Source organism: Streptomyces sp. NPDC002088 (assembly GCF_040296605.1).
Taxonomy (GTDB): Bacteria; Actinomycetota; Actinomycetes; order Streptomycetales; family Streptomycetaceae; genus Streptomyces.
The window spans coordinates 80,198-103,277 of record NZ_JBEOXO010000024.1; the positions used below are offsets into that span (position 1 = coordinate 80,198).

The window sequence follows — 23,080 nt, forward strand, 5'->3', positions numbered from 1 at the left end:
GACCGTGCACTGCAGCTCCATTTCCATGCATTGTGGGGTCAGCGGCGGTGCGCTGGTGGTCATTTTCCGCCCCCTGCGCGGTTTTAGCGTGGTGACCGGCGGTGGCGCAGCGTCCGCTGGCCGCTTCGGCATTCACGGAGACGGCCTCGGCCGCCGCGTGGAAGACCAAGCCCTCCTGGGCACTCGTCGCCGCCGCGGACCAGGCAATCAATCCCGAGGTCCAGCGTTTCGCCGCGAAGCGGGCCGGGGCGACGATCGTCGAGATCGAGGGCGCATCACACGCCGTCGCCGTGTCCCAGCCCGAGCAGGTCGCCGATCTGATCCGTGACGCGGTGCGTGCCACGGGCTGACGAGGCGGCAGGCGGCGCGGGCGGCCGCGCGGACGGGTTCCGGCCGAGGCTGGACGAACCGGTCGAAAGCCCGTGCCCGTCGGCGCACGGATGGTTGTCCGAGAGCGAACGACGGGTACGGGGCGCCGCGCACAGTGCGTTGGCGGGCACCACCACGTGCGCTGCCGGGCAATGCGCCCTCCGTGCGGGCACCTAGCGTCACTCGGGTACACACCGCACGGCACCGCAGGAGGCGGACCATGACCACCAGTTCCGAGCCCGTGAGCGGCAGCCAGCCGTGGCTGCACCAGAAGGGCAAGGTGATCCAGGAGTTCGGCACCGTCAAACAGTTCCCGATCGGCCTGTCCTACGAGGCGCGCATGTACTCGTGCCAGCGCCTGAACAAGGTCCTGGCGGACACGCAGATCCTCTACGGCCTCTACAAAAAGCATCACTGGCTGATGCGCGGCGCCACCTTCTACCAACTGCACCTGGTCCTGGACAAGCACGCGGGTGAACAGCTCGAACTCATCGACACCATCGCCGAGCGCGTCCAGTCCCTGGGCGGCGTCGCGGTGGGCGACCCCCGGCACGTCGCCGAGATCACGTCGATTCCACGGCCACCGGACGGCGTGGAGGAAGTGCCGGCGATGCTGTCACGGCTGCTGGAGGCCCACGAGACCATCCTCATCGACGCCCACGACGCCGCCACCCGGACCGGTGAGCTCGGTGACGACGGCACCAACGACCTGCTGGTCTCACAGGTGATCAGGACCGGGGAACTGCAGGCGTGGTTCCTCGCCGAGCATCTGGTCGACACCCCGCTGGTCCTCGCCTGACGGACCCCTCGGCCCGCGACTGAACAGGCGTGGGCCCATGCGAAGGGCACGAGCGACGCCCGTACAACGGCCCGCCGTCCACTTCTGCCGTTCGAGGACCACTCGATCACCTATGAATGGAGGAACCTTGCAATTCGGGATCTTCAGCGTCGGCGACGTCACACCGGACCCGACCACGGGCCGTGCACCGACCGAGCACGAGCGCATCAAGGCCATCATCGCCATCGCGCTCAAGGCCGAGGAGGTCGGCCTGGACGTCTTCGCGACCGGCGAGCACCACAACCCGCCGTTCGTGCCCTCGTCGCCGACCACCATGCTCGGCTACATAGCCGCGCGGACCGAGAGGCTGATCCTCTCCACCGCCACCACCCTCATCACCACCAACGACCCGGTGAAGATCGCCGAGGACTACGCGATGCTCCAGCACCTGGCCGACGGGCGCGTGGACCTCATCATGGGGCGCGGCAACACCGGGCCCGTCTACCCGTGGTTCGGGCAGGACATCCGGGAGGGCATCAACCTCGCCATCGAGAACTACGGCCTACTGCGGAGGCTCTGGCGCGAGGACGTCGTCGACTGGGACGGCAAGTTCCGCACACCGCTCCAGGGATTCACGTCCACGCCTCGCCCACTGGACGGCGTGCCACCGTTCGTCTGGCACGGCTCCATACGCTCCCCGGAGATCGCCGAGCAGGCCGCGTACTACGGCGACGGCTTCTTCCACAACAACATCTTCTGGCCGCCCGACCACACCAAGCGGATGGTCGAGCTGTACCGGGAGCGGTACGCACACTACGGTCACGGCACCCCTGAGCAGGCCATCGTCGGCCTCGGCGGCCAGGTGTTCATGCGGAAGAACTCGCAGGACGCGCTGCGCGAGTTCCGGCCGTACTTCGACAACGCGCCCGTCTACGGCCATGGCCCCTCGCTGGAGGAGTTCACCGAGCAGACCCCGCTGACCGTCGGGTCCCCGCAGCAGATCATCGAGCGGACGCTGACCTTCCGCGAGTACGCCGGCGACTACCAGCGCCAGCTGTTCCTGATGGACCACGCCGGGCTGCCGCTCAAGACCGTCCTCGAACAGCTCGACATCCTCGGCGAGGAGGTCGTGCCAGTGCTGCGCGAGGAGTTCGCCAAGGAGCGGCCGGCCGGAGTGCCGGACGCGCCGACCCACCACTCACTGCTCGCCGCCGCCACGGAATCCGAAGAGGTGTCCGCCGCATGAAGCTCATCGCAGTATCGGCGGGGCTGAGCGTCCCGTCCTCCACACGGCTGCTCGCCGACCGGCTCACTGACGCGGTCCGCGAAAGGCTCGCGGATCAGGACCACAAGGTGGAAGTCGACGTCGTCGAGCTGCGTACCCTGGCCGTCGCCATCGCCAACAACCTCGTGACCGGTTTTCCGTCGCCGCAGCTGGCCGCCACGATCGACACGGTCACGGGCGCCGACGGCCTGATCGCCGTGACGCCGGTGTTCTCCGCGTCGTACACGGTCTGTTCAAGTCCTTCTTCGACCTGATCGATCCGGACGCCCTCACCGGCAAGCCGGTCCTGATCGCAGCAACAGGGGGCACGGCCCGCCACTCACTGGTCCTGGAACACGCCCTGCGCCCGCTCTTCACCTACCTGCGCGCAGTCGCCGTCCCCACTGCGGTCTACGCCGCGTCCGAGGACTGGGGATCCGGCAGCGAGACGTACACACAGGGCCTGCCCGCACGCATACGGCGGGCAGGCGCGGAGATGGCCTCGCTCCTGGTCGCCAGGGCAACCGACCCCATACCCGAAGGCAACATCACCGACAAGCAGCTCTCCGATCTGCGCTTCGACTGAGCCGGCCCAGCATCGACTTCTTGGTACCACCTGGGAGATCACCCCTCCGTCTGCCGGCGCAGACATCCGGGCCTGGGTACTACGCGCTGAGGGGACCGCTCGCCACGGGCACTTGCGCCGTCCGCTACGAGTCCCGGACCACGGTCCTCACACCCCCCGCTGCGCCCACCACGAACACCTACCTCAGCGGCAACGTCTCCCGCTTCACCTCCGTCGTAGGCATAGACGACTTCTCCGCCCGGCAGAGCACGGTCGGCGCCACTGCCGCCCAGGTGTGGGGCGAGACAAGCGGCAAGCAGCGCTCCTCTGACGGCGCCGAGTACTCAAGGCCCACACCCTGGCCCAGCTCTGCTTCGGCACTGCGCTGGGAGCCGTCGCTGCTTCGCATTCGTGCGAATGACGACAACGCCAGGAATGCGGAGACCCCAACTCCCAGTAGATCGCCCAGAACCGAGACGCTGCGATTCTTGTCCCACCACTGCACCCAGGCTCGTACCGCCGTCGGCCGACTGGTCCGTGCTCCCCGTTCCCCGCGTGCCCGACCGCCGCCTCAGCTCAGCAGTCTGCGCAGGAAGGCACCGCCCTGCCGCACGGCCGCCCGCGTGGGCGGGCTGTCCCGCAGCGCGGTGAGTGAGGCGAAGTCGTGGATGGTACCCAGGAAACGGGCCGCGGTCACCTCCACTCCGGCACGGCGCAGCTGTCGCGCGTACTGCTCCCCCTCGTCCCGCGTCACGTCCGCCTCTGCCGTGATCACCAGCGCGGGCGGGAGTCCCGCGAGTTCCTCCGGGCCGGCATGCAGGGGGGACGCGGTCGGCTCGGCCCGCTCCCGGGGATCGTCGGTGTACTGCTGCCAGTACCAGCGAAGGGCGTCTCGGGTGAGCAGATACCCCGTGGCGAACTGATGCTGGGAGGGGCTGTCTCCCTGTGCGTCGGTGATCGGGTAGTACAGCAGCTGGGCGCGCAGTGCCGGGCCGCCGCGCGACTTCGCCATCATGGTGAGCGCCGTGGCCATGGTCGCGCCGACGCAGTCCCCGGCGACCGCCAGCCGGCTCGCGTCCAGGCCGAGTTCGCCGGCGTTGCGGACCGCCCAGGTCATCAGGGCGTAGCACTCCTCGATCGCCACGGGATAGCGGGCTTCGGGGGTGCGGCTGTACTCGGGGACGACGGCGGCGATACCGGCGCCGGTCACGAGTTCGCTGATGAGCCGGGCGTGGGTCTGCGCGTCTCCCAGCATCCACCGGCCCCCGTGGATGTAGAGCATGGCGGGGATCGGCTGGCTCGCGCGGGTCGGTTTGAAGATCCAGAAGCCCACCAGTGCGGACGGTCCCACGGGTACGACCTGGAAGGTGGCGTCCACCTCGAAGTCGCCGATGTGGTGGATCTGGGATTCCCTCAGCACCTGTCGGGCGTCGACCGGTTGCAGCTCGTGCAGAAAGGGTGGGACCGAGGACGCATCGACCAGCCGCTGCACCAGCGGATCGAGAATCATGGCGGACGGGGACGCTCCTCCCACCCCATCCCTGGGGTCCGACGGCATGCAATACACCTTTCGCTGAGCCCACCGGGATCCGGTTCGTCGCTCAACGGTCGAGGAGGACGAACGCCGTGCACCGTGCGCCGGGCCGCCGGCGCCGCGTCCGCTGTTTCGTCTACGTCAGCTGTGCTGCACAAACATGTCGCGCAGTTGGTGGCGGCTGCTGATGCCGAGCTTCGGATAGACATTGTAGAGGTGCGAACCCACGGTACGCGGCGAGAGGAACAGCCGTTCGCCGATCTCCCGATTCGACAGGCCGTACGCGGCCAGCCGTACGATTTGCTGTTGCTGGGCGGTCAAAGCGGCCACCTGGTCCGTCGACGCGGGAGTGTCTGCGACCCCGCTCGCGCGCAGCTCGCCGCGGGCGCACGTGGCGAGATGCCGGGCGCCGAGCCGGGACGCGACCTCCAGGACCGCGGTCAGCTGGGTGCGCGCCTCCAGGGGCCTTCTGCGCCTGCGCAACCAGATCGCGTAGTGCAGACGGGCCTGCGCTCGTTCCAGGGGCCACTTGTCCGCCTCCGGGTTGACCAGGGCCAACCGGAAGTGGTGTTCGGGGTCGGCATCCTCGTCGACGAGGGCCGCCGCGTGGTGCATGAGCAGGGTCATCCGGGTCGTCGGCCGCTCCCCCTGGCGTTGCCGGACATCCTTGAGAACGCGCGCGGCCTCCCGCTGCCGGCCGGTGCGCTGGGCGGCGGCGGCGAGTTCGGCCGTGCAGCGGGGGGAGAGGAAGGAATCGAGGGGGGAGCAGTCGTCCGCGAAGAGGGCCCTTAGGTGCCGGAAGGCGCTGTCGCCGTCCCCCAGGGCCATCGCCGTCAGACCGCGTGCCCGCAGTATCCGGGCATGTGTGGCCCGGTTCTCGTCCAGGCTGGCAGAGCGCCGGTTCAAACCGGTGAACCGCGTGCCCGGTTCGCTCTCGCCGCGCAGGGCGCTCAGGGTCGCCCGCAGGGCTTCGAGGTCCATCTCGGTGCGAGTCCACCGGTGGACCACGGCGTGGGCGAGGCCCTCCTCGATCAGCGTCTCGGCTTCCGTCCACCGTCCGACACTCAGGAGTGTGTCCACCTGGGTTGGAAGGGTCCAGGCGCGCGGGCCCAGGATTCCTTGCGAGCGAAACAGCGCGTCCGCCTGTCGGAATTGCTCCGCGCACAGGTCAGGTTCGTCGGCGTAGTAGGCAACTGAGGCGGTCGCGAGCAGCCGGGTCAGCCGGCCCGGACCATCGGGAGTGCCGGGGCGCGGAATCGTCAGCCCTCGCAGCGCGCCGCCGGCGTGGGCCGCCGGATCGATTCCGGTCGATACGAGCGCCTCCAGGGACGCGAGGACGTCGGGCTGGGCGAGCTCGGGGAAGGCACGGCCCGCCTGCCCGGACCGGTCCTTCTCCGTCCGTGCGGCCCGAGCCGCCTGGTCGAGCAGGAGAGGCAGCTGCAGCCGGTGTTCGGGGAGGCCGGACCGACAAGCGATCCCCGTGGCGACCACCGCCACCATGAAAGCGGTTGTGGCGTCGGCCGGTGGCGTGTGCCGCGCCACCCCGAGCAGGAGATCGAATGCCTCCTGGTGGAACGACAGCAGTGACAGTGCCCCACTCATGGCACAGGCTGCGACACACATCAGTTCCGGATCGCGGTTCACCCGGGTGAACCGTACGTACAGGTCGCACACCCATTCCGGGTCCCCGGCATCGCTCGCGGCGGTCAGTGCCTTGGCGAGACGGCGGGCCCGGTCGTGGTCGAGCGGACTCAGCCGCGCTGCCATCTCCAGTGCCTCGGCCACGGCGAAGCACTCCCCCGACTGCTCGGCGTGGCTTGCGCCTTCCTCCAGAGCCGCGGCCACGGACTCGTCCGGCCCGATGGCCGCTGCCGCCAGATGCCGCGCGCGGTGCAGTAGGTGGTGACCGTTCGTTGCCGCCAGATCCCGGTGGGCCCGCTGCCGGAGCTTCGCGGCCTGCCACTGGAATGCCGCCGTGCGTATCAACGGGTTGCGGAACGCGAGACGGTTGTCGGTGATGGTGATGAGGTCGGCTTCCTCCGCCGGGGCCCACACCCTGAGATCATGGGTGCCCAGGGCGGCCATGACGGTCGCGAGCTCCTCCTGCCGCGAAGCGGCGGCGTACAACAGTGCGCGCTGTGTGCTTTCCGGCAGCTCCCTCAGCCGTGCCGCGAACATCTGCTGGATTCGCGCGGCCCCCAGCGGTTCCGTACCCGTCGGTGAAGGCCCGGTCCGGCTGCCCGCAGCGGCCCGGCTGAGCTCGATGATCGCCAGCGGATTGCCCTCCGCTCGCCGGAACAGTTCCAGCCTGGCCCGTCCGGTGGGCGCGCCGGGCTGCGCGTCCAGAAGCCGAGCCGCCGCGCCCCGGGACAGCGGCCCGAGACACAGGACGGCAAGATCCGCGGGAGCCCAGGGCGGGCGAGCCTCTCCGCGCGCCGTGAACATCACGGTCACGGCCCGGCCGGTCAAGCGTCGCGTCACGAAGAAGAGGACGTCCATGGAGTCGCGGTCGCAGTCCTGGATGTCGTCCACGGCCAGCAGGACCGGGCTGGTCCGCGCGAGATGACCCAGCAACGTCAGGACTGCGGTACGCAGCGCCTTTCCGTCCGGCGGTCCGGACTCCGGTGCGAGTCCGAAGGCGCTACGGAGCGCCAGTCGCTGATGTTCCGGCAGGGCGTCGAGTTCGCCGAGCACCGGGAGGAAGAGCTGGTGCAGAGACGCGTACGCGTGCAGCGCCTCCGAACCCCAGCCGTGCGCCGACAGGACCCGGGTCCGGCGTTCCCCAGCCTTCTCCTCGGCGAACCGGAGCAACTGGGTCTTGCCGGTGCCCGCTTCACCCAGCACGAGCAGGGCGTGTGGCGCGCCACCGTGCGCGTCGAGGGAGTGCAGAACCCGGTCCAGCTCCGCCTCGCGGCCGATTGGTGACGTACCCCTCGATCCTGTGTTGTCCGGGTTGGCGTCGGCTCCCCCATCGGCGGCCACTGCACCCCTCACTTCGAATCTCCCCTTTCCACCGCGCTCAGCCACACCCGGCCGAGGCCGCCACAGGGCGGACACGAGCCGCCGCACGCGGGGCGGCGGCGCGCGGATGAGCGTCCGCGCGAACGGCCCCCGGATGTCCCCTGCGGGAGCGCTTCCGCGTCCTGCCCGGGTGTTCGGAGGCTGTCAGGGACGCGGGCAGGCGCGCTTCTGTCACATGACCAGTCATGCGCACCCGCCCGTGGAACCCTCCGCCGGACGCTCCACGCGACGGACCTGGCAAGATTCCCGTCAGAGCGACGAGTGTGTGCGTCGCTCCACGCCACTTGGGTGGGTGATTGGCAGGGACGGAGAAGACGGCATGGACCTCGGCGCCAAGACGGCACCCGGGCTGGAGATCCTGGGCAGGGATCGTGAGCTGTCGCGGATCACTCAGCTGGTCGACGCTGCGGCCGGAAGTGGCCCGAAGGTACTGGTGCTGATCGGCGAACCGGGGGCGGGCAAGAGCACCCTGGTGGACTGGGCGGCTTCGCATGCCGAGGCCCGCGGTCGGCTGGTGCTCCGGGTACGGGGCTGCGAGGGCGAGAAGGATCTCGGCTTCGCGGGGGTGCATCAGCTGCTGCGTCCCCTCCCCGGCGGTGTCGAGCGGCTGCCGTCGCGGCAGCGCGAGGCCCTGAGCCACGTGTTCGGCATGGACGAGACCGAAACCTCAAAGGCGCTCGACCCGATGCTGACCCGGCTCGGCGTGCTGAACCTGCTTTCGGACGCGGCGGCGGAACGCCCGTTGCTGATCGTCGTCGACGACGCCCAGTGGCTGGACATCGGCTCGCTGGACGTGCTCGCGTTCGTCGCCCGGCGTCTTGAGGGCGAACCCGCCGCCCTGCTGCTCGCCGCACGCGACGAAGCGGTACCGGAACGTTTCGACCGCGACTTCCCCCACCTGACGGCCGGCCCCCTGGATCGAGCCGCCGCGGTGCTCCTGCTGGACGCACAGCCGCACCCGCCCCGAGGCAGGGTCCGGTCCCAGATCCTCCAGCAGGCAGCCGGGAACCCGCTGGCCCTCATCGAGCTCACGCGCGCCTTCGCCAGGGATCCGAGCCGTCGTGACAGGGGGGCGATCGATTCTCTTCCTCTCACCGCCCGGCTGGAGCACATATTCGCCGCCGAACTCCCCACCCTGCCGGAGGCGACGCGGCGGGCCCTGCTCCTGGCGGCGGCCGCCGACACCGCTCAGCTCTCGAACGTGCTCCACTCGGTCCCGGGCCTGGGCGTGGGCGAGCCACAGGTATGGCTGCCCGCCGAGCAGACGGGACTGGTACGCATCGAAGGCGGCCAGGTGCGCCTGCGCCATCCGCTCGTACGTTCCGCGATCTACCAGGCCGCCACCTTCTCCGAGCGCTGCGAGGCCCACCTGGTGCTCGCTGCCGCCCTCTCGCACGAACCCGATCGCCGCGCCTGGCATCTCGCCGCAGCGGCAATCGGCCCGGATGCCCAGGTCGCCGACGCCCTGGCGGAGAGCGCGGAACGCTCGCGGCACCGGGGCGGATACGCGGCCGCCGCCGCCGCGCTGGAACGCGCCGCGGAACTCACCCCAGAGCTGGAACAACGCGCCCGCCGCCTGCTGGCCGCGGCCAAGTTGGCCATGTTCGCAGGGCATCCGCAGTGGGTGAACGAGATAGCGGCCGGACTCGACGCACTGACAGACGACGCGCAACTCCTCGCCGATGCATCCCTTCTCTCGGGATGGTCCCTGGCCGTCACCTTCCGGTACGAAGACTCCCTGGCCTACCTGCTGCCCGTGGCCGAAGCCATGGCCACCCAGGAACCTGTCCTCGCTCTGGACGCGCTGGGAACGGCAGCGACTCCGGCGTACCGGTCCGGCGACCCCTTCTACCGGACCGAACTCCAGCGGCTGAACGACCTCATCGTGGAGGAACCGCACAAGGTCGACCGCGTCTGGGCACGAGCGTCGGGCGCCCCCTTCACGGACCGCGACCGGACGATCAAGCTCTTCGATCACGGGGTGGAGAACCTGCCGAACGGCTCGTTGTCCGACCTCGTGATGCTCGGCGGTTCGGCCTGGGTACTGGACGAGACCGACCAGGCCGTACGCCTGCTCGGCCAGGCCATGGACCATCTGCGACGGGCCGCGACGGCCGGCTCCAATGCCACTGTCGCGTTCTCACTCGCCAACGCACTGTTCGAGAGCGGCGCCTGGACGGCGGCCCAGTCCACTGCCGAGGACGCGTTCTGGATGGCGACGGAAGCGGGCGCGGAGTACATGACCGTGGGGTCGCCCCTCCTCCAGGCCACGCTGCGCGCCGCTCGCGGAGACCACGTGGGCGCGCGTACGCAGGCGGGCAATGCGGTACGCACCATCGACCTCCGCAAGTCCCCCAGCCTGTACGTTTCCCACCGGCGCGCGCTCAGCATGGCGGCCCTCGCGGAGGGCGACCACCGGACGGCGTACGAGCAGCTCCGCCATACCTTCACCCGGGACTTCCATCCTGCACCCGTGCACTACCACGCGTCCCTCTACTGCCTTGCGGATCTCGCCGCCGCCGCCGTCCGCGCCGGGCAGGCCGACGACGCCCGCACCGTGCTCCACGCAGCTGAAGGCACCCTGGGCAAGTTCCGCTCCGTACGCCTGGACGCGATCGTGCACCGCGCCTGGGCCCTGCTGACCGACTCCGACGACGCGGAACTCCGCTTCCGCGCGGCACTCGCCGATCCGGCCGGCGCCCAATGGCCCTTTGAACACGCTCTGGTACACCTGGACTTCGGCGAGTGGCTGCGGCGTCACCGGCGCAGCGCCGAGGCACGCCCTCTGCTCGGCACCGCGCTCGAGTTCTTCGAACGGCTCGACGCGCGCCCCTGGATCGAGCGCACCGCCGCTGAACTCCGAGCAGCGGGCGTGGCCGTGGCTTCCTCAGCGGCCCCAGGTGCCGTGGCCGACCTGACACCGCAAGAGCTGCAGATCGCCCACCTTGCCGCGGAGGGCCTCACCAACCGGGACATCGGCGCCCGGCTCTATCTGTCCCCCCGCACCATCGGCTTCCACCTGCACAAAATCTTCCCCAAGCTCGGTATCACCGGCCGTACCCAACTGCGCGACGTGCTCGGCCACCTTCAGCGCTCGGACTGATCCCCGCGTGCGGGCCGGCCAGAACTCACGCCCACAGGGGCCGTCCGGCCGACGCGCCGACGGCTATCCTCACGAGCGAGTTCCGTGTGCACTTCAGTGGGGTGCGGCACCGCACCCGCTCGTGATCGTGTTACGAGCTCTCAGGCGTCACTGGCCTGAGAGGATTCCACGGGAATGAAGCGCTGCCGCAATTCGCCGATTCCCGTTATCGAGCTGACAAGTTCGTCGCCGGCGCTCAGCCAGCGAGGGGGGATACGCCAGCCGCCAGCACTTCAGGGTGGCCAGCGTGAGCCCGGTTCGCTCGGCTATCCGGCTGGGCGCCCGATGCCTTGCCGCCTCCGCTCGCGGCGAGCTGCGCGCGAGCAGGGGCGCCCACGCTCCCGCGTCGGCGGACCGGTTGGCCGACTTGACCGCCCAGTCTCCTTCGACGCTGGGCGATGAACCAGAGCCCAGAGTGCCGAGTGGAAGGTGTACCTGATGGAGTGGGACTCTGTGGAGGACAGGGGAGGGGAGTATCCGTCCTCCGTGGTTCTCGATCCGCTGGTGCAACGGCTCGTCGCCGATTCCTCGGCCCCGCCATCCGGCGTGGAAGTGACCGCGGCTCGTTTCCTGGGCACGGTCCACGACTTCGTGTCCCTGGCGGCATTGCGCGACAGCCCGCCGACGCGGGCGGCCTTACGGCAGGGCGGTGCATTCCTGCGCAGGTGGCTGAACCGAGAGGCGGCCAGGGCCGCCGGGTGGAGAGCGCAGACCAGTCGGCCGACTGATGCGTCCGTCCCCTGCGCAACGGCACGCTTGCAGCATGTCAGCGATCTTTGGTTCCTTCACGCAGAACGGCGGCCCCGGCCTCGACTCCAGAGCGAAGCAACGCGGTGAGGTGCTGTCCACGAGTTCTGCGCTGATGTCAGGCGCAGCGCAAAGGACGGCGCCGCGAAGGCCCGCGCCCAGCACGGAAACCAGCCGCCGGAGTACCGGACCGCACGGGCATCGTCGAAAGGTGACCGGCGCGGACGCTCTCGGCTCTCTGCGGACCTCCGTCCTGTGTTCCAACGAGGAATGCGCCCCCGTTCTGCCCTGGCTCTCGGACGCCGGCTATGAGGAAGTCCTGTACGTCGCCCTGCATGTCCACGGTTCTGTATCGGTCCCCCAAGACGGAAGCGAGGTCTTCCTGGAACCGGGCGACATGGTCTTGTGCGATGCGGGTCTGCGTGACTCCCCACGCTTCGGCGACCAGTTCCGGATGACGGTCTTCCGTGTGCCGCGACGCCGCTTGGAGATCGCCGAGTCCGATCTGCGCCGGGTCATGGGGGTGCCCCTGCGCTGCGGAACTGGTGTGGGGGCACTGGTGTCGAACTTCCTGTCCTCGCTCGCCTCCGAGACGGCTTTCCACCAGTCGCACATCGGTGACCGGCTCGCCCGTAACGCCGTGGATCTCCTCGCCGCACTCGTGACAGGGTTCGTCGAAAGGGAGCAGGCCGACGCCTCAGGCGTCGGTGCGCAGACGCTGTCACGTATCCGGACCTTCATCGAACTGCATCTGACTGATCCGGACCTGTCGCCGGAGTCGATCGCGCGAGCCCACCACGTTTCCGTCCGCTATCTGCACAAGCTCTTCCAGAGCGAGGGCACGACAGTGAGTCAGTTGATACGCCTGCGCCGGCTCGAGGCATGCCGGTACGAACTCGGCCGGTCACCGCGTCGGAGGCTCGCCGTGGCCGCCGTAGCGCACCGTTGGGGTTTCGCCAGCGCATCACACTTCAGCCGGGTCTTCCGGGCCGCCTACGGCATGTCGCCCAGCGAGTGGCGGGCTTCGGCGTGGGCTGACTCGGACGTGCCCGTTCATGACCGTTCCCTCGGAGGGCATCTACGCCCCGGGGTCGTCATCGCGTCGCCCGTCTCGGGCACCACGGGTCCCACCGCGGCGTCGAAGGCATGGGGCACCTCCGGCGCGGTGCCCTCGACGAGCAGTCGGCGGGCCCTCTCCTCGTGACGAGGGTCGGGGGTCGTGAACCGGCTGTGATGCTGGCCGAGATGCTCCGAGCAGCTGGTTCTCGACAAATCGGCTCGGATCGCTGCCGTCCTGGTAGAGGCCCCGAGTGAGGGCGCCCGTGCGCCGGCGTGAACGGGCCACCTGGTCGATGCAGTCGATGAAGGCGGCCCTGTTTGCTCTCGCGCCTGACGCTCCGTCATTCCCGACGCTCCGATCTCCGGATCAGTGAAGGCGACGCGGGGCAGCGCCCGGTAGTCGACATCGGGACCGGACGGTCCGAGTATGTCCCGAACGGAGACTTCCGCCTGGTACATCGAGACGTGGGTGAAGGCGCCTGTTCGGAGAGGACTCCGAAGTCCTCACCGTCGAGTACAAGATCAACCTCCTCGCGCCCGCCGCCGGCGACCACCTCGAAACGATCGGCACCGTCCTCAAACCCGGACGCACCCTGACCGTCTGCCAGCTGGAGGTCAACGGTGTCCAGGCCGACGGTGCCCGCAAGCTCGTAGCCAACGGTCAGCAGACCCTGATCCGCATGAACAGGCCCGCCGCATGAGCCCCCAGCCGTTCCTGGGCCGCTCAGGGAGACGCCGCCGTTCCGTCCCGCGCTGCGGGAACGACCCGGCGCCAGGGCATCTTGTACGCGCCGCCGCAGATCTGGCAGCGGGCACCCCTTCGCCGTCGACGAGGAGAAGCGGGTCGTCGTCAGCGGGTGCCGGCCTCGGCGCGGGAGTAGAACGCGGCGAGTTCGTGGGGGTTCTTGGTGTAGACGTCGATCTTGCGCACCGTGCCATCCTCGACCTGGTGGATTTCGACCATGGTCAGGGGAAACTCCTCGCCTGTGGTGTGGGCCGTCAGCGTTCCGGTGAGGGTTCCGACCACGCCGGCCGAGCCCTCGAACACCTCGGCATCGGTGATCGCGACGTTGGCGTGGCTCATCATCGTGCCCAGGATCGACTGCACGAACACCTCGCGGCCCCGGTGCACGCCGCCGTAGGGAAGCTGGTTCGGCTCGTCGACGATCACGTCGGCGTCGAGCTTGGCCAGGACACCCGGCACGTCCTTTGCTCAGCGCGTCATACAGCCCTCGCACGACATCCGCAGGGCTCTCCGCCACTGTCGTGTTCTCGTTGCTCATCGTGTGTGCCCTTCAGTCTTGTTCCGGTGCTCAAGCCCGCATGCGGAACTCGGTCCTGGAAAGGCCGGCCGGGGCGCGTGCGTCCTCGCACCGGTCGGGCCCCGCGGTATCGGGGCAAGCACCATGCAACGGGAGACGGCCGTCGCGGAGGAGTCTCTGTTGCGAGGGGTACTGGCAGGGCCCCCCACCCGTCGCGCGGTCTGCCTACCCTGTGCTCATGGACAACCGGGAAGCAGTCAGCGCATTCCTCCGCTCCCGACGCGCAAGGATCACGCCCGAGCAGGCGGGTCTGCCGGCGTACGGCCAGCGGCGGGTGCCCGGACTGCGCCGGGGAGAGGTCGCGACGCTCGCCGGGGTGAGCGTCGAGTACTACACGCGCCTGGAGCGCGGAAACCTCAAAGGCGTCTCCGACAGCGTGCTGGACGCCCTCGCCCACGCCCTGCGGCTCGACGACACCGAGCGCATGTACCTGTACGACCTGGCCCGCGCCGCGGGACCCGCACCCGGTGCGCGGACCCGGCAGCGGGCGCTTCGGCCGACGGTGCGGCCGAGCGTGGCGCGGATTGTCGAAGGCATGCCGGAGCTGCCGGCGTACGTGATGAACAACCGCCTCGACACGCTGGCCGCCAACCCGCTGGGCCGGGCCCTGTACTCGGAGATGTACGCCGATGCGGCCTGCGGAGCGAACGTCGCCCGGTTCGCGTTCCTCAACCCCGCAGCCAGGCGCTTCTACACCGACTGGGAGCGCATGGCACGCTTCGCCGTGGGCGCGCTACGCATCGAGGCGGGCAAAAACCCCCACGACCGGGCACTGACGAACCTTATCGGTGAACTCTCCACCCGCAGCGACGCCTTCCGCGTCCTGTGGGGATCTCACGACGTGCATGTCTTCCGCGAGAGCACCAAACGCCTCAACCATCCGCTCGTCGGCGCCCTGGAACTCGACCAAGAGACCATGAGCCTGCCGGACGAAAGCGGCCTGAGCGTGGTCGTCTACAGCGCGCCCCCCAAAACCGCAGCCGAGGACGCCCTCATGCTGCTCGCCAGTTGGTCCGCCACAACCGGACGGGGGCAGGACGCGGAATCCACAAGCAAGCCGTCGACCCGGCAGCCTTGACAGGCGTTGGCTGTGGATGTGTGCGGTTTCCGGTGCCGGGCGGTTTTCAGGAGAGTGGCCAGTTGTGTAGCGCGGCGTTTGCCATCGTCTGGAGTTCTGCGCCGCTAACGCCGCTCGCGGCTTGCACAGCGATGCCGAAGGCCAGGGTGGTGACGTAGCGAGCCAGGAGCGCTGGATCTGCCTGCGGAGGCAGGTCGCCTTCGTCGATGGCTTGCTGGAACCGCTGCCGTAGGCGGGAGCATCCGTTGTTCCGCCAGGCGGCGAGGAGGTCCCGGACTGCCTGTCCGGAGTCGCTGGTGGCCAGGGCGCTCTGCACGCCCATACAACCGTGGGGGCGGGCCGGGCCTGTGGTGGTCCGGATGGTGCCGGTCAAAATCGCGGTGGCGGTGGCCAGGGCGGTCGGTTCCTCCAGGGCGCGGTCCAGGTACGCGCTGGGGCCTTCGGTGTAGCGCTCCAATGCCTTGCGGAACAAGTTCTCTTTGTTGCCGAAGGCCGCGTACATGCTGGTGGTGGAGATACCCATCGCTTCCGTGAGGGTGGCCAGGCTGGCGCCCTCGTAGCCGTGTTCCCAGAAGACCAGCATGGCGTGCTCAAGAGCCTCGTCGGCGTCGAACCCCCGTGGCCGGCCGACGGAGCGGTTCTGTTTGGTGCCCACGCTCCACAGACTACCATTTCCGTATCGATCGATGCGGAAGTGGTACGTTCGATTTCCGCATCGATCGATGCGGAAATGCTTGGGGAGGGTACTGCTGTGGGACTGCTGGAAGGAAAGACCGCTCTCGTCACCGGGGGCAGCACTGGTATCGGCCTGGCCAGCGCTGTGAGGCTGGCGGCCGAGGGAGCGCATGTGTTCATCACCGGCCGGCGCAAGACGGAACTCGACGCGGCCGTCGAAACGATCGGCTCGGCGACCGCCGTGGTCGGCGACATCGCAGACCTGGCCGATCTGGACCGGCTCTACGAGGCGGTCCGGGACCGTGGACAGGGACTGGACGTCCTGTTCGCGAACGCCTCCGCCGCCGCGTTCGTACCGCTGGAGCAGATCACCGAGGAACACTTCGACACCCTCTTCGGGATCAACGTCCGAGGCACGCTGTTCACCGTCCAGAAGGCGCTTCCTCTGCTCAACGACGGCGCCTCGGTGATCCTGAACGGTTCGACCAACGTGGACGTCGGCGCAGAGGCGTTCGGCGTGTACGCGGCCTCCAAGGCCGCCACCCGGTCCTTCGCCCGGACCTGGGCCAATGAACTCAAGGGCCGAGGCGTCCGGGTCAACGCCGTCACGCCCGGCCCGACCGACACTCCCGGCCTGTCGGGACTCGTTCCCGGTCCCGAGCAGGCCGGCCTACGGCAGCACCTGGCGGCGCAAGTTCCGCTGGGCCGGCTCGGGCGCCCGGAGGAGATCGCCGCGGCCGTGGCCTTCCTCGCTTCCGAGCAGAGCAGCTTCATCACCGGTTCGAGCTTGTACGTCGACGGCGGCATGAACCAGATCTGATCTCGACGACGGCGGCGCCCGGCCGGGCCGAGCCTGTTCCGGCATGCACGTCACAAGGCCCCGGCCCGGCCGCACGGGCACCCTGATTCCGGTCGTCAGAGCGGCGGCCGGAAGAGTCCGGCACGGCCGTCGGTCAGAGCGTCTCAGCATCCTGGCCAACGCCCTCCAGCGTGCAGCCGGAAGGCGGAGCCCCACCCGGCCGTCCACGGACGTCGAGCAACGCCACGCCGCCCCCACGGCACAGCCTCCCCACCGCACACAGGGACGAGAGACCATGACAGTGATCGGCATCATCGGCGCGGGCGAAGTCGGCAGCCAGATCGCCCGTGCGGCGATCGTGAACGGCTACGACGTCGTCATCGCCAATTCACGGGGCCCCGAGACCTTGAAGGACCTCATCGACGAGCTCGGTCCGTCAGCGCGCGCCGCGACCGCCGCCGGCGCCGCCGCCGCCGGGGAGTTCGCTGTCGTGGCGGTTCCCCTCAAGGTGATCAACGACATGCCCGTACACCAACTGACGGGCAAGACCGTGCTGGACACGAACAACTACATGATCTGGCGCGACGGCCATATCCCGGCCATCGACTCGGGAGAGAAGACCGTGCACGAGCTCCGCCAGGAGCAGCTGCCGCAATCCAAGGTCGTCAAGGCTTTCACCCATATCCAAGCCCCCCGCATTACCACAGCGGGCAGAACGGCAGGCACCCCCAGCCGGCTTGCGCTGTCGGCCTCCAGCGACTATCCCGAAGCCGTGGAGCTCGTGACCCGCCTGTACGACCAGTTCGGGTTCGACACCGTCGACAACAGCCCCCTCAGCGAGTCATGGCGCAGCGGTCCCGGCCAACCCGCGTGGCTCGCACACGAGCACCAGACCCGCGACGAACTCATCGCCAACCTCGCCAAAGCACGACGAACCGTCTGAGCCGAGCCTCACCTGTAAGAGAGGCGGGCCAGGCCAGTGTCCGGGCACACGTCGCACGGGCTGACGACCTCCCCCGGGCCGGGCCGGCGATGGGTGACGAACACCGGGCCGCGGGTACGGCCGCGCAACAGGCGGGGCAGGAGCCGGGCGGTGCCCGGGTCCCAGTAGATGGTGTCCAGCACGAAGTCTGCGCGGACCTGCCCGCGGCGGCGGGCCATGCTCGGGGCGCCCTTCGCCTTCACGGGCAGCGGCGGGCGGCGAGGTCCAGGTCCTCGATGTTCACGCCGAGGATCTCCTCCGCGCGGGCGGCGGTCTCGTAGAGCATCCGCCACAGCGTCTTCTGTCGGGCGATGAGCCGGTCCACGGCCATCTTCGAGCGGGCCGGGGTCTCGGAGTCCGGCCCGCCAGCCGCTTCGTCCAGGCCGGGACCGCCGGGCCGTCGTAACCGTATTCCTTGCACCCAGCCCAGCCACGACAGAACCGCAGCCCGGCGGGCGTTCCTCGCGTTGAGCGCCGCGGCGCCCCACATCAGCTCCAGGGCCTCGCCGATCTCGTCGTCCGTGACCGACCCGAGCGGGCGATCCTCTCCGATCCGCTTGGCGGTCTTGCCGACTCCGGTCGCAGAGCTGCGGACCGTGTTCGGGTTGCGAAGCGAGTCGAGGAAGGAGTCCGCCGCCGCGCGGACGGTCAACGCCTTCCCGGCCGGCAGTTGCACGACGTTGAGCACCGCTTCCCCCCTTGCCACGGATAGCCGCGGGTCCGGCCGCCGATGCTCCGTCAGGCGCCCACCACGGCCGACCGATCCTCAGCGCACGATCTGACATGGATGTTCCTCAACCCCTCCGTCCCTATGCACGCAGGACGGCTGGAGCCTCAGCTCGATTTGGAGCGCTGCACTAATTTGGCACGGCGCTCCAAATGTTTCATAGTGGAGGCATGGCAACGAGAACCCCCCGGCCTCAGCGGCGTAACCAGGTGCTCTCCCGGGAGCAGATCATCGAGACTGCGATGGAACTGCTCGATGCGGGCGGCGAGGGCGCGCTGACCACTCGTGCGCTGACCGAGCGGCTGTCGACCGGGTCCGGGGCGGTCTACTACAGGGTGGGCAACCGAGAGGAGCTGCTGGACACGGTCACGGAAACGGTCGTCACGGCAGCCCTAGCAGCAGAGCCCGTACAGGCCATGGCCACACCCGAGGACGAGATCCGCACCGTCGCGCTGGCCCTGTTCGACGCGATCGCCGAGCACCAGTGGCTCGCGACTCGGCTGACCCTGCAGCTCGTCCGGAAGCCGTTCGGTCCGGTGACGGTGGGGATCTTCGAGAGGATCGGCCGACAGGTGGGCGCGCTGGGGGTGCCGCAGGCTTCCTGGTTCGACGCCGCCTCGACGCTCGTGCACTACATCCTCGGGGCCGTCAGTCAGAACGCCCGGATCGACGGTGACACCCCGGCCGTCGAACCCGACCGCGCCGAGTTCCTCGATGCGACGGCGGCGGCCTGGCAGGGGTTGGATCCCGAGGACTACCCGTTCATGCACGCCATCGTCGGCCAGATCAACGAGCACGACGACCGTGAGCAGTTCCTCACCGGTATCGGCGTTGTCCTCGACGGCCTCACCCGGCTCGCTTGACCCGTCCGGTCAGGCCGGGTTCTCCCCAGCGTGCGTTTTTTCAGAAGGGAATCTCTCATGCGTGACGCAGTGATTGCAGGCGGCGGTCCGGTCGGTCTGTTCCTGGCCACTGAGCTCGCCCTGGGCGGCTGTTCCGTCCTGATCCTGGAGCGGGACGAGGAGGTCACCTCGCAGTGGAAGGCGCTCCCGCTGGGAATGCGCGGCCTGAGCGCCGGGTCTGCCGAGGTGCTGTACCGCCGCGGCCTGCTCCAAGCGGTGATCGACGCTTCTGGCGCCGATACGGCGAAGGTCGGCGCTGCTCCCGACGCAGTCGAGGCGCCAGGCCCCCGCGACGTGAGCCACTTCGCGGGCATGGGTTTGGACGCGGCCGACATCGACGTGTCCGCTCTCCCGTACCGGCTGCCCAGCCCGGCGATGGAGGGCTTAATGACCAGCCTCGAAGCGGTCAGCTCGGTCATGACCCAGCGCGCCACCGCTCTCGGCGTGGACATCCTCCGTGGCGCACCCGTCACGGCCGTCACGCACGACGGCGAGTCCGTCACCGTCACAGCCGGCGGACAGGAGTACCAGGCGCGCTACCTGGTGGGGTGCGACGGTGGGCGCAGCTCGGTGCGCGACCTCGCGGACTTCGACTTCGCCGGCACGGAGCCGTTGTTCACCGGCTATGTCGCCAAGGTCACCTTCGCCGACCCCGGGCAGCTCTCGCTCGGCTTCAACCTGACGCCGAACGGCATGTACCTGCGCACGCCCTTCGAGGGGCACCTGGGCATGATGGACTTCGACGGCGGCTCGTTCGACCGCTCCAAGCCGCTGACCCGTGAGCACCTCCAGGAGGTTCTGCGCCGCATCACGGGGACCGACGTGACGCTGAACGATGTGCATCTGGCATCGAGCTTCACGGACCGTGCGATGCAGGTGACGACCTACCGCAAGGGACGCGTGCTGCTCGCCGGGGATGCCGCGCACATTCACTCCCCCCTCGGCGGCCAAGGGCTCAACCTCGGCATCGGTGATGCCGTCAACCTCGGCTGGAAGCTCGCGGCGACCGTGCAGGGCATCGCGCCCGAGGGCCTGCTCGACACCTACACCAGCGAGCGCCACGCCGTTGGCGCCGCGGTGCTCGACTGGTCGCGCGCCCAGGTGGCGACCATGAAGCCGGGCCCCAACGCCCCCGCGCTGCGGCAGCTGGTCCACGAGCTGCTGAGCACCCCTGACGGAGCGACCTTCGCCTATCGCAGGACGACAGGGCTGTTCAACCGCTACGACCTGGGCAGCGCGCACCCACTCGTCGGTAGCACCGCCCCCGACTTCCGCTTCGAGGACGGCGCCCGCCTCGGCGAACTGTTGTGCCAGGGCCAGGGCGTCCTGCTCAACTTCCGCGCCGATCACGCGCTGCAGCGTGCGGCCACGAACTGGGAGGACCGCATCCGGTACGCGGCCGGCCCGGCGCGCAACGACCTTGGGTTCAGTGCCGTGCTCGTACGCCCCGACGGCGTCGTGGCCTGGGCGAGTGGAGAGGCCCTGGACCTCGACACGTTCGAGCAGGCAGCCGCCCGCTGGTTCGGCAGCCCGCAGAACTAGGGCGTGTTTGCAGCCCCCCAGCCGCCCGGAGCGGCAGGACCAGTCGAAGGGTGCTCGTGAGTCACCCGACGCGGGCAGTGACACACAACCCGTCCCAGAGCCCACAGAGGTTCTGGCACGCGCAGCTTCGATCGCCATCGGACGGTCACCAACACCCAGTAGCCCACGCGCTTGGCCGAGACACTCCGCAATCTCGACGCAAGCTGGCAGAGCCGACGGCTCGGGTCGTCTGGTAGATGTCGTAGGTACCGCCGTCGCTGGTCACCGTTCCCTTGTAGGTGCCCGTGGGCCGGTAAGTGCCCCAGTTGTCGACGATGTAGTACTCGTCGAGGGGGTTCGTGCTCCACCCGTAGAGCGCCAGATACGCGTTGCCGGAGGGGTTGAAGCTGCCGGAGTAGGTGACGCTCTTGCGGCCATCGGTGATCCACCCCTTGCCGCCGACCCAGTTGCCGGTGTTGCTCCATGAGGAGCTGTAGCTGCCGCCGGAACTCAGGGTCATGGAGACCGTGCCCGGTGCGTCAGTCCAGAACGAGTAGTAGTAGCCGTTGTCCGTGCCGGTCTGGTTGGTGGTGATGACCGTGTCGGCGCTGGCGCTGGCGGGCAGGAACAGGGAGACCAGAGCGGCCAGTGCCAGGACGCAGGCGCTCCGGACGAACAGGGTGACGCGCCGGCGTTGTCGGTCCTGGTCGCGGCAGTGGTCATGTGATTCACGTCCGTGCCTCCTCCTTCACGGAATGGTGGTGCGCGAAGTGCGGCGTTCCCTCGGGCAGTTGTGGAGAGGCCGGGAGGGAAGGCCCCGGTGCGTGGCCGGACGTCGCGGGGAGGCGGGTCGGCGTGTGCGGCTGAGTGACCGGGCGGCGGTGGCCCGTCGGTGCACCGGCGGACGGCTCCGCCCGGCCCGGTGCACCGACGGGCCCCTACCGCTGTCTCCGGTCAGCAGGTGGAGTTGGCCTGAGTGAGCAGCCCCATCCGGTAGGGCAGTTGCGAGTAGTCACCGTTGGAGCTCGGGTCGCGTCCCTGGTAGACGTACTGCAGGTGGCAGGGGTCGATGGTCAGCGTCTGATCATTGCCTGAGCGGATCATTTCGCCGTGGCTGATGTCATTGGTCCAGGCGGTGCCGTTGAAGGAGACGTTGGCCTTGCCGGCGAAGGGCGCGCTCTCGGTGGAGGCCAGCGGGGTCCAGGTGCCGGTCAGGCTGGTGGAGGTCCAGGAGCGGAAGTAGCGGCCGTTGGCACCGATGGCTTCGACCAGCAGCAGGTACTGGTTGGTGCCGGACACCTTGTAGACGTTGGAGGCCTCGAAGAGGCTGTACTGGGAGTCGCTCATGACGATGGTGGTGCTGCCGAATCCGTTGGGGAAGTTCGCCAGCGTGGTCTGGGCGCGGTAGAGGTGGCCGTTGTCGTCGCTGAAGAACAGGTAGCAGTTCGCGGAGTCGCAGGTCGTCCAGAAGTCGATCCAGCCCCCGTTGCCCTTGTTCTGCGTCACCACGGAGGGTTCAGAAGAGATGAATGTCTTGGGGGTGGACCAGGAGGTGGGGTTTGTGGGGTCGGTCGTCGTGGAGTAGGTGGGCGGACCGGTCTGGTAGACCATGTACCAGAGGTTCTGCGGGGCGAAGTAGAAGACCTGCGGTGCCGCCCGGTAGCCGGTGCCGATGGCGGAGGAGTCCAGGTAGTACTGGGTCGCCGACGAGGCGTTCGCCCACTTGTCGAAGCTGAAGTACTCCAGGTTCCAGCCACCGGACGTGCTCGCCGTGGTGGCGTAGACGTGGTACTTGCCGTTGTACCGGATGACCGAGTAGTCCTTGATCGACGCCAGACTGTGCGACGAGTTCGACTGCGGGCCGGCCAACACCCCGGTCGACACCCACGAGTAGGAGGAGGGCAGTGAGGTCGAAACCGTTGCGACCTTCACCAGCTGCCACTGCTGGCCGGTCCCGTCATAGTCGGTGTACTGGTCGACGGCCGCCCCGTCGGACGTGGAGGCGCCTGCTACCTCGACCGCCTTGGCGCTGTTGCGGTTGATCAGGCGTACGTACCCGCCGGCGGAGTCCGCCAGGCTGAACTGCTGGTTGGTCGCGTTCGCATCGTCCCACTGCTGGATCCGGGCCCCGTTGGCCGTCGACTGGGCGGGCACGTCGAGCACCTTGCCGGTGAAACGGGACCGCAGCCGGTAGTAACCGCTTCCGGAGTCGACGAAGCGCCATTGCTGCCAGGCCCCGTCGTTGCGGGTGTACTGCTGGAGCCCCACCCCGTTGTCGGCGTCCCGGTTGGTGACGTCCAGCGCCTTGCCGCTGGTGCGGTTGACCAGGACGTACCAGGCGCTGGTGTCGACCGAGGCTGCTGACGCCGGCGTCGCGGTGAGGGCGAGACACAAGCCGGCGAGCAGCGCCGTCACCGCGATCCCGACCACGCTTCGTCGCCAGCGCCACAGCGCGCCTTCGTGTTTGTTCCTGCCTGTAGCCATGTGTCTTCTCTCCTGAATTCGCGGTTCTGCCGTCTCGCGGCGCGAGGCGGGTGCGGGGAACGTCCCGTCGGGCATTCGCCGTTCGAGCACGTGCGAGTGCGACGGTGCGCA

General features: G+C 69.0%; 14 protein-coding genes and 5 pseudogenes. 12 read left to right on the top strand and 7 right to left on the bottom strand.

Annotated elements, in window-relative coordinates; genetic code table 11:
• Positions 1-98: 98 nt before the first annotated feature.
• The 4 genes and pseudogenes from ABT114_RS37750 to ABT114_RS37765 form a co-directional block, all read left to right on the top strand.
• Positions 99-350, top strand: a pseudogene (locus tag ABT114_RS37750) (alpha/beta fold hydrolase); the annotation flags it as partial.
• A 239-nt stretch (positions 351-589) separates the two neighbouring features.
• On the top strand, positions 590-1,168 hold the full coding sequence (locus tag ABT114_RS37755; protein ID WP_351147993.1) for a Dps family protein: 579 nt from the start codon (positions 590-592) through the stop codon (positions 1,166-1,168).
• Between the two features lie 127 nt (positions 1,169-1,295).
• Complete coding sequence (locus ABT114_RS37760) at positions 1,296-2,393, top strand: LLM class flavin-dependent oxidoreductase (protein ID WP_351147996.1); 1,098 nt, start codon at positions 1,296-1,298, stop codon at positions 2,391-2,393.
• Positions 2,390-2,997, top strand: a pseudogene (locus tag ABT114_RS37765) (FMN reductase). Before ABT114_RS37760 ends, ABT114_RS37765 begins: the two are co-directional and overlap by 4 nt.
• 550 nt (positions 2,998-3,547) lie before the next feature.
• Here the strand turns inward: ABT114_RS37765 and ABT114_RS37770 are convergent.
• Positions 3,548-4,486, bottom strand: a complete 939-nt coding sequence (locus tag ABT114_RS37770; protein WP_351147999.1) for an alpha/beta hydrolase — start codon at positions 4,484-4,486, stop codon at positions 3,548-3,550.
• A gap of 165 nt (positions 4,487-4,651) precedes the next feature.
• The gene (locus ABT114_RS37775; protein ID WP_351148002.1) at positions 4,652-7,504 is read right to left on the bottom strand and encodes a helix-turn-helix transcriptional regulator; all 2,853 of its coding nucleotides are present in this window, start codon (positions 7,502-7,504) and stop codon (positions 4,652-4,654) included.
• Between the two features lie 346 nt (positions 7,505-7,850).
• Here ABT114_RS37775 and ABT114_RS37780 point away from each other — a divergent pair, with 346 nt between their 5' ends.
• The 3 genes and pseudogenes from ABT114_RS37780 to ABT114_RS37790 all read left to right on the top strand — a co-directional run.
• Positions 7,851-10,634: an ATP-binding protein gene (locus tag ABT114_RS37780; RefSeq protein ID WP_351148004.1), complete on the top strand. Its 2,784-nt coding sequence runs from the start codon at positions 7,851-7,853 to the stop codon at positions 10,632-10,634.
• Between the two features lie 997 nt (positions 10,635-11,631).
• On the top strand, positions 11,632-12,624 hold the full coding sequence (locus ABT114_RS37785; RefSeq protein WP_351148006.1) for a helix-turn-helix domain-containing protein: 993 nt from the start codon (positions 11,632-11,634) through the stop codon (positions 12,622-12,624).
• Positions 12,625-12,958: 334 nt separating this feature from the next.
• Positions 12,959-13,180: pseudogene (locus tag ABT114_RS37790) on the top strand (PaaI family thioesterase); the annotation flags it as partial.
• A 149-nt stretch (positions 13,181-13,329) separates the two neighbouring features.
• On the opposite strand, the gene ABT114_RS37795 reads toward ABT114_RS37790, so the two are convergent.
• Positions 13,330-13,683 carry a nuclear transport factor 2 family protein gene (locus tag ABT114_RS37795; RefSeq protein WP_351148008.1) on the bottom strand — a complete coding sequence of 118 codons (354 nt, stop codon included), beginning with the start codon at positions 13,681-13,683 and terminating at the stop codon, positions 13,330-13,332.
• A 296-nt stretch (positions 13,684-13,979) separates the two neighbouring features.
• Between ABT114_RS37795 and ABT114_RS37800 the strand changes: the two genes are divergently transcribed.
• Positions 13,980-14,879 (top strand): helix-turn-helix transcriptional regulator, encoded by a 900-nt coding sequence (locus tag ABT114_RS37800; RefSeq protein WP_351148010.1) that lies wholly within the window; start codon positions 13,980-13,982, stop codon positions 14,877-14,879.
• A gap of 46 nt (positions 14,880-14,925) precedes the next feature.
• Here ABT114_RS37800 and ABT114_RS37805 read toward each other — a convergent pair whose 3' ends face one another.
• Positions 14,926-15,534, bottom strand: a complete 609-nt coding sequence (locus tag ABT114_RS37805) for a TetR/AcrR family transcriptional regulator (RefSeq protein ID WP_351148012.1) — start codon at positions 15,532-15,534, stop codon at positions 14,926-14,928.
• 96 nt (positions 15,535-15,630) lie between these two features.
• On the opposite strand from ABT114_RS37805, the gene ABT114_RS37810 reads away from it, so the two are divergent.
• Both ABT114_RS37810 and ABT114_RS37815 read left to right on the top strand, forming a co-directional pair.
• Entirely contained in the window at positions 15,631-16,374 is a 744-nt protein-coding gene (locus tag ABT114_RS37810) for an SDR family oxidoreductase (protein ID WP_351148014.1), read from the top strand.
• A gap of 274 nt (positions 16,375-16,648) precedes the next feature.
• Positions 16,649-17,296 (top strand): NADPH-dependent F420 reductase, encoded by a 648-nt coding sequence (locus ABT114_RS37815; protein WP_351148016.1) that lies wholly within the window; start codon positions 16,649-16,651, stop codon positions 17,294-17,296.
• A gap of 14 nt (positions 17,297-17,310) precedes the next feature.
• On the opposite strand, the pseudogene ABT114_RS37820 reads toward ABT114_RS37815, so the two are convergent.
• A pseudogene (locus ABT114_RS37820) lies at positions 17,311-18,023 on the bottom strand (site-specific integrase); the annotation flags it as partial.
• A gap of 209 nt (positions 18,024-18,232) precedes the next feature.
• On the opposite strand from ABT114_RS37820, the gene ABT114_RS37825 reads away from it, so the two are divergent.
• Together ABT114_RS37825 and ABT114_RS37830 are read left to right on the top strand one after the other, a co-directional pair.
• Positions 18,233-18,925 carry a TetR/AcrR family transcriptional regulator gene (locus tag ABT114_RS37825; protein WP_351148019.1) on the top strand — a complete coding sequence of 231 codons (693 nt, stop codon included), beginning with the start codon at positions 18,233-18,235 and terminating at the stop codon, positions 18,923-18,925.
• Positions 18,926-18,982: 57 nt separating this feature from the next.
• Positions 18,983-20,506, top strand: coding sequence for an FAD-dependent monooxygenase (locus ABT114_RS37830; RefSeq protein ID WP_351148022.1), 1,524 nt, complete (start codon positions 18,983-18,985; stop codon positions 20,504-20,506).
• A 220-nt stretch (positions 20,507-20,726) separates the two neighbouring features.
• Here the strand turns inward: ABT114_RS37830 and ABT114_RS37835 are convergent.
• Both ABT114_RS37835 and ABT114_RS37840 read right to left on the bottom strand, forming a co-directional pair.
• Positions 20,727-21,164: pseudogene (locus ABT114_RS37835) on the bottom strand (glycoside hydrolase family 11 protein); the annotation flags it as partial.
• A gap of 275 nt (positions 21,165-21,439) precedes the next feature.
• Positions 21,440-22,969, bottom strand: a complete 1,530-nt coding sequence (locus tag ABT114_RS37840; RefSeq protein WP_351148025.1) for a non-reducing end alpha-L-arabinofuranosidase family hydrolase — start codon at positions 22,967-22,969, stop codon at positions 21,440-21,442.
• Positions 22,970-23,080 lie beyond the last annotated feature (111 nt).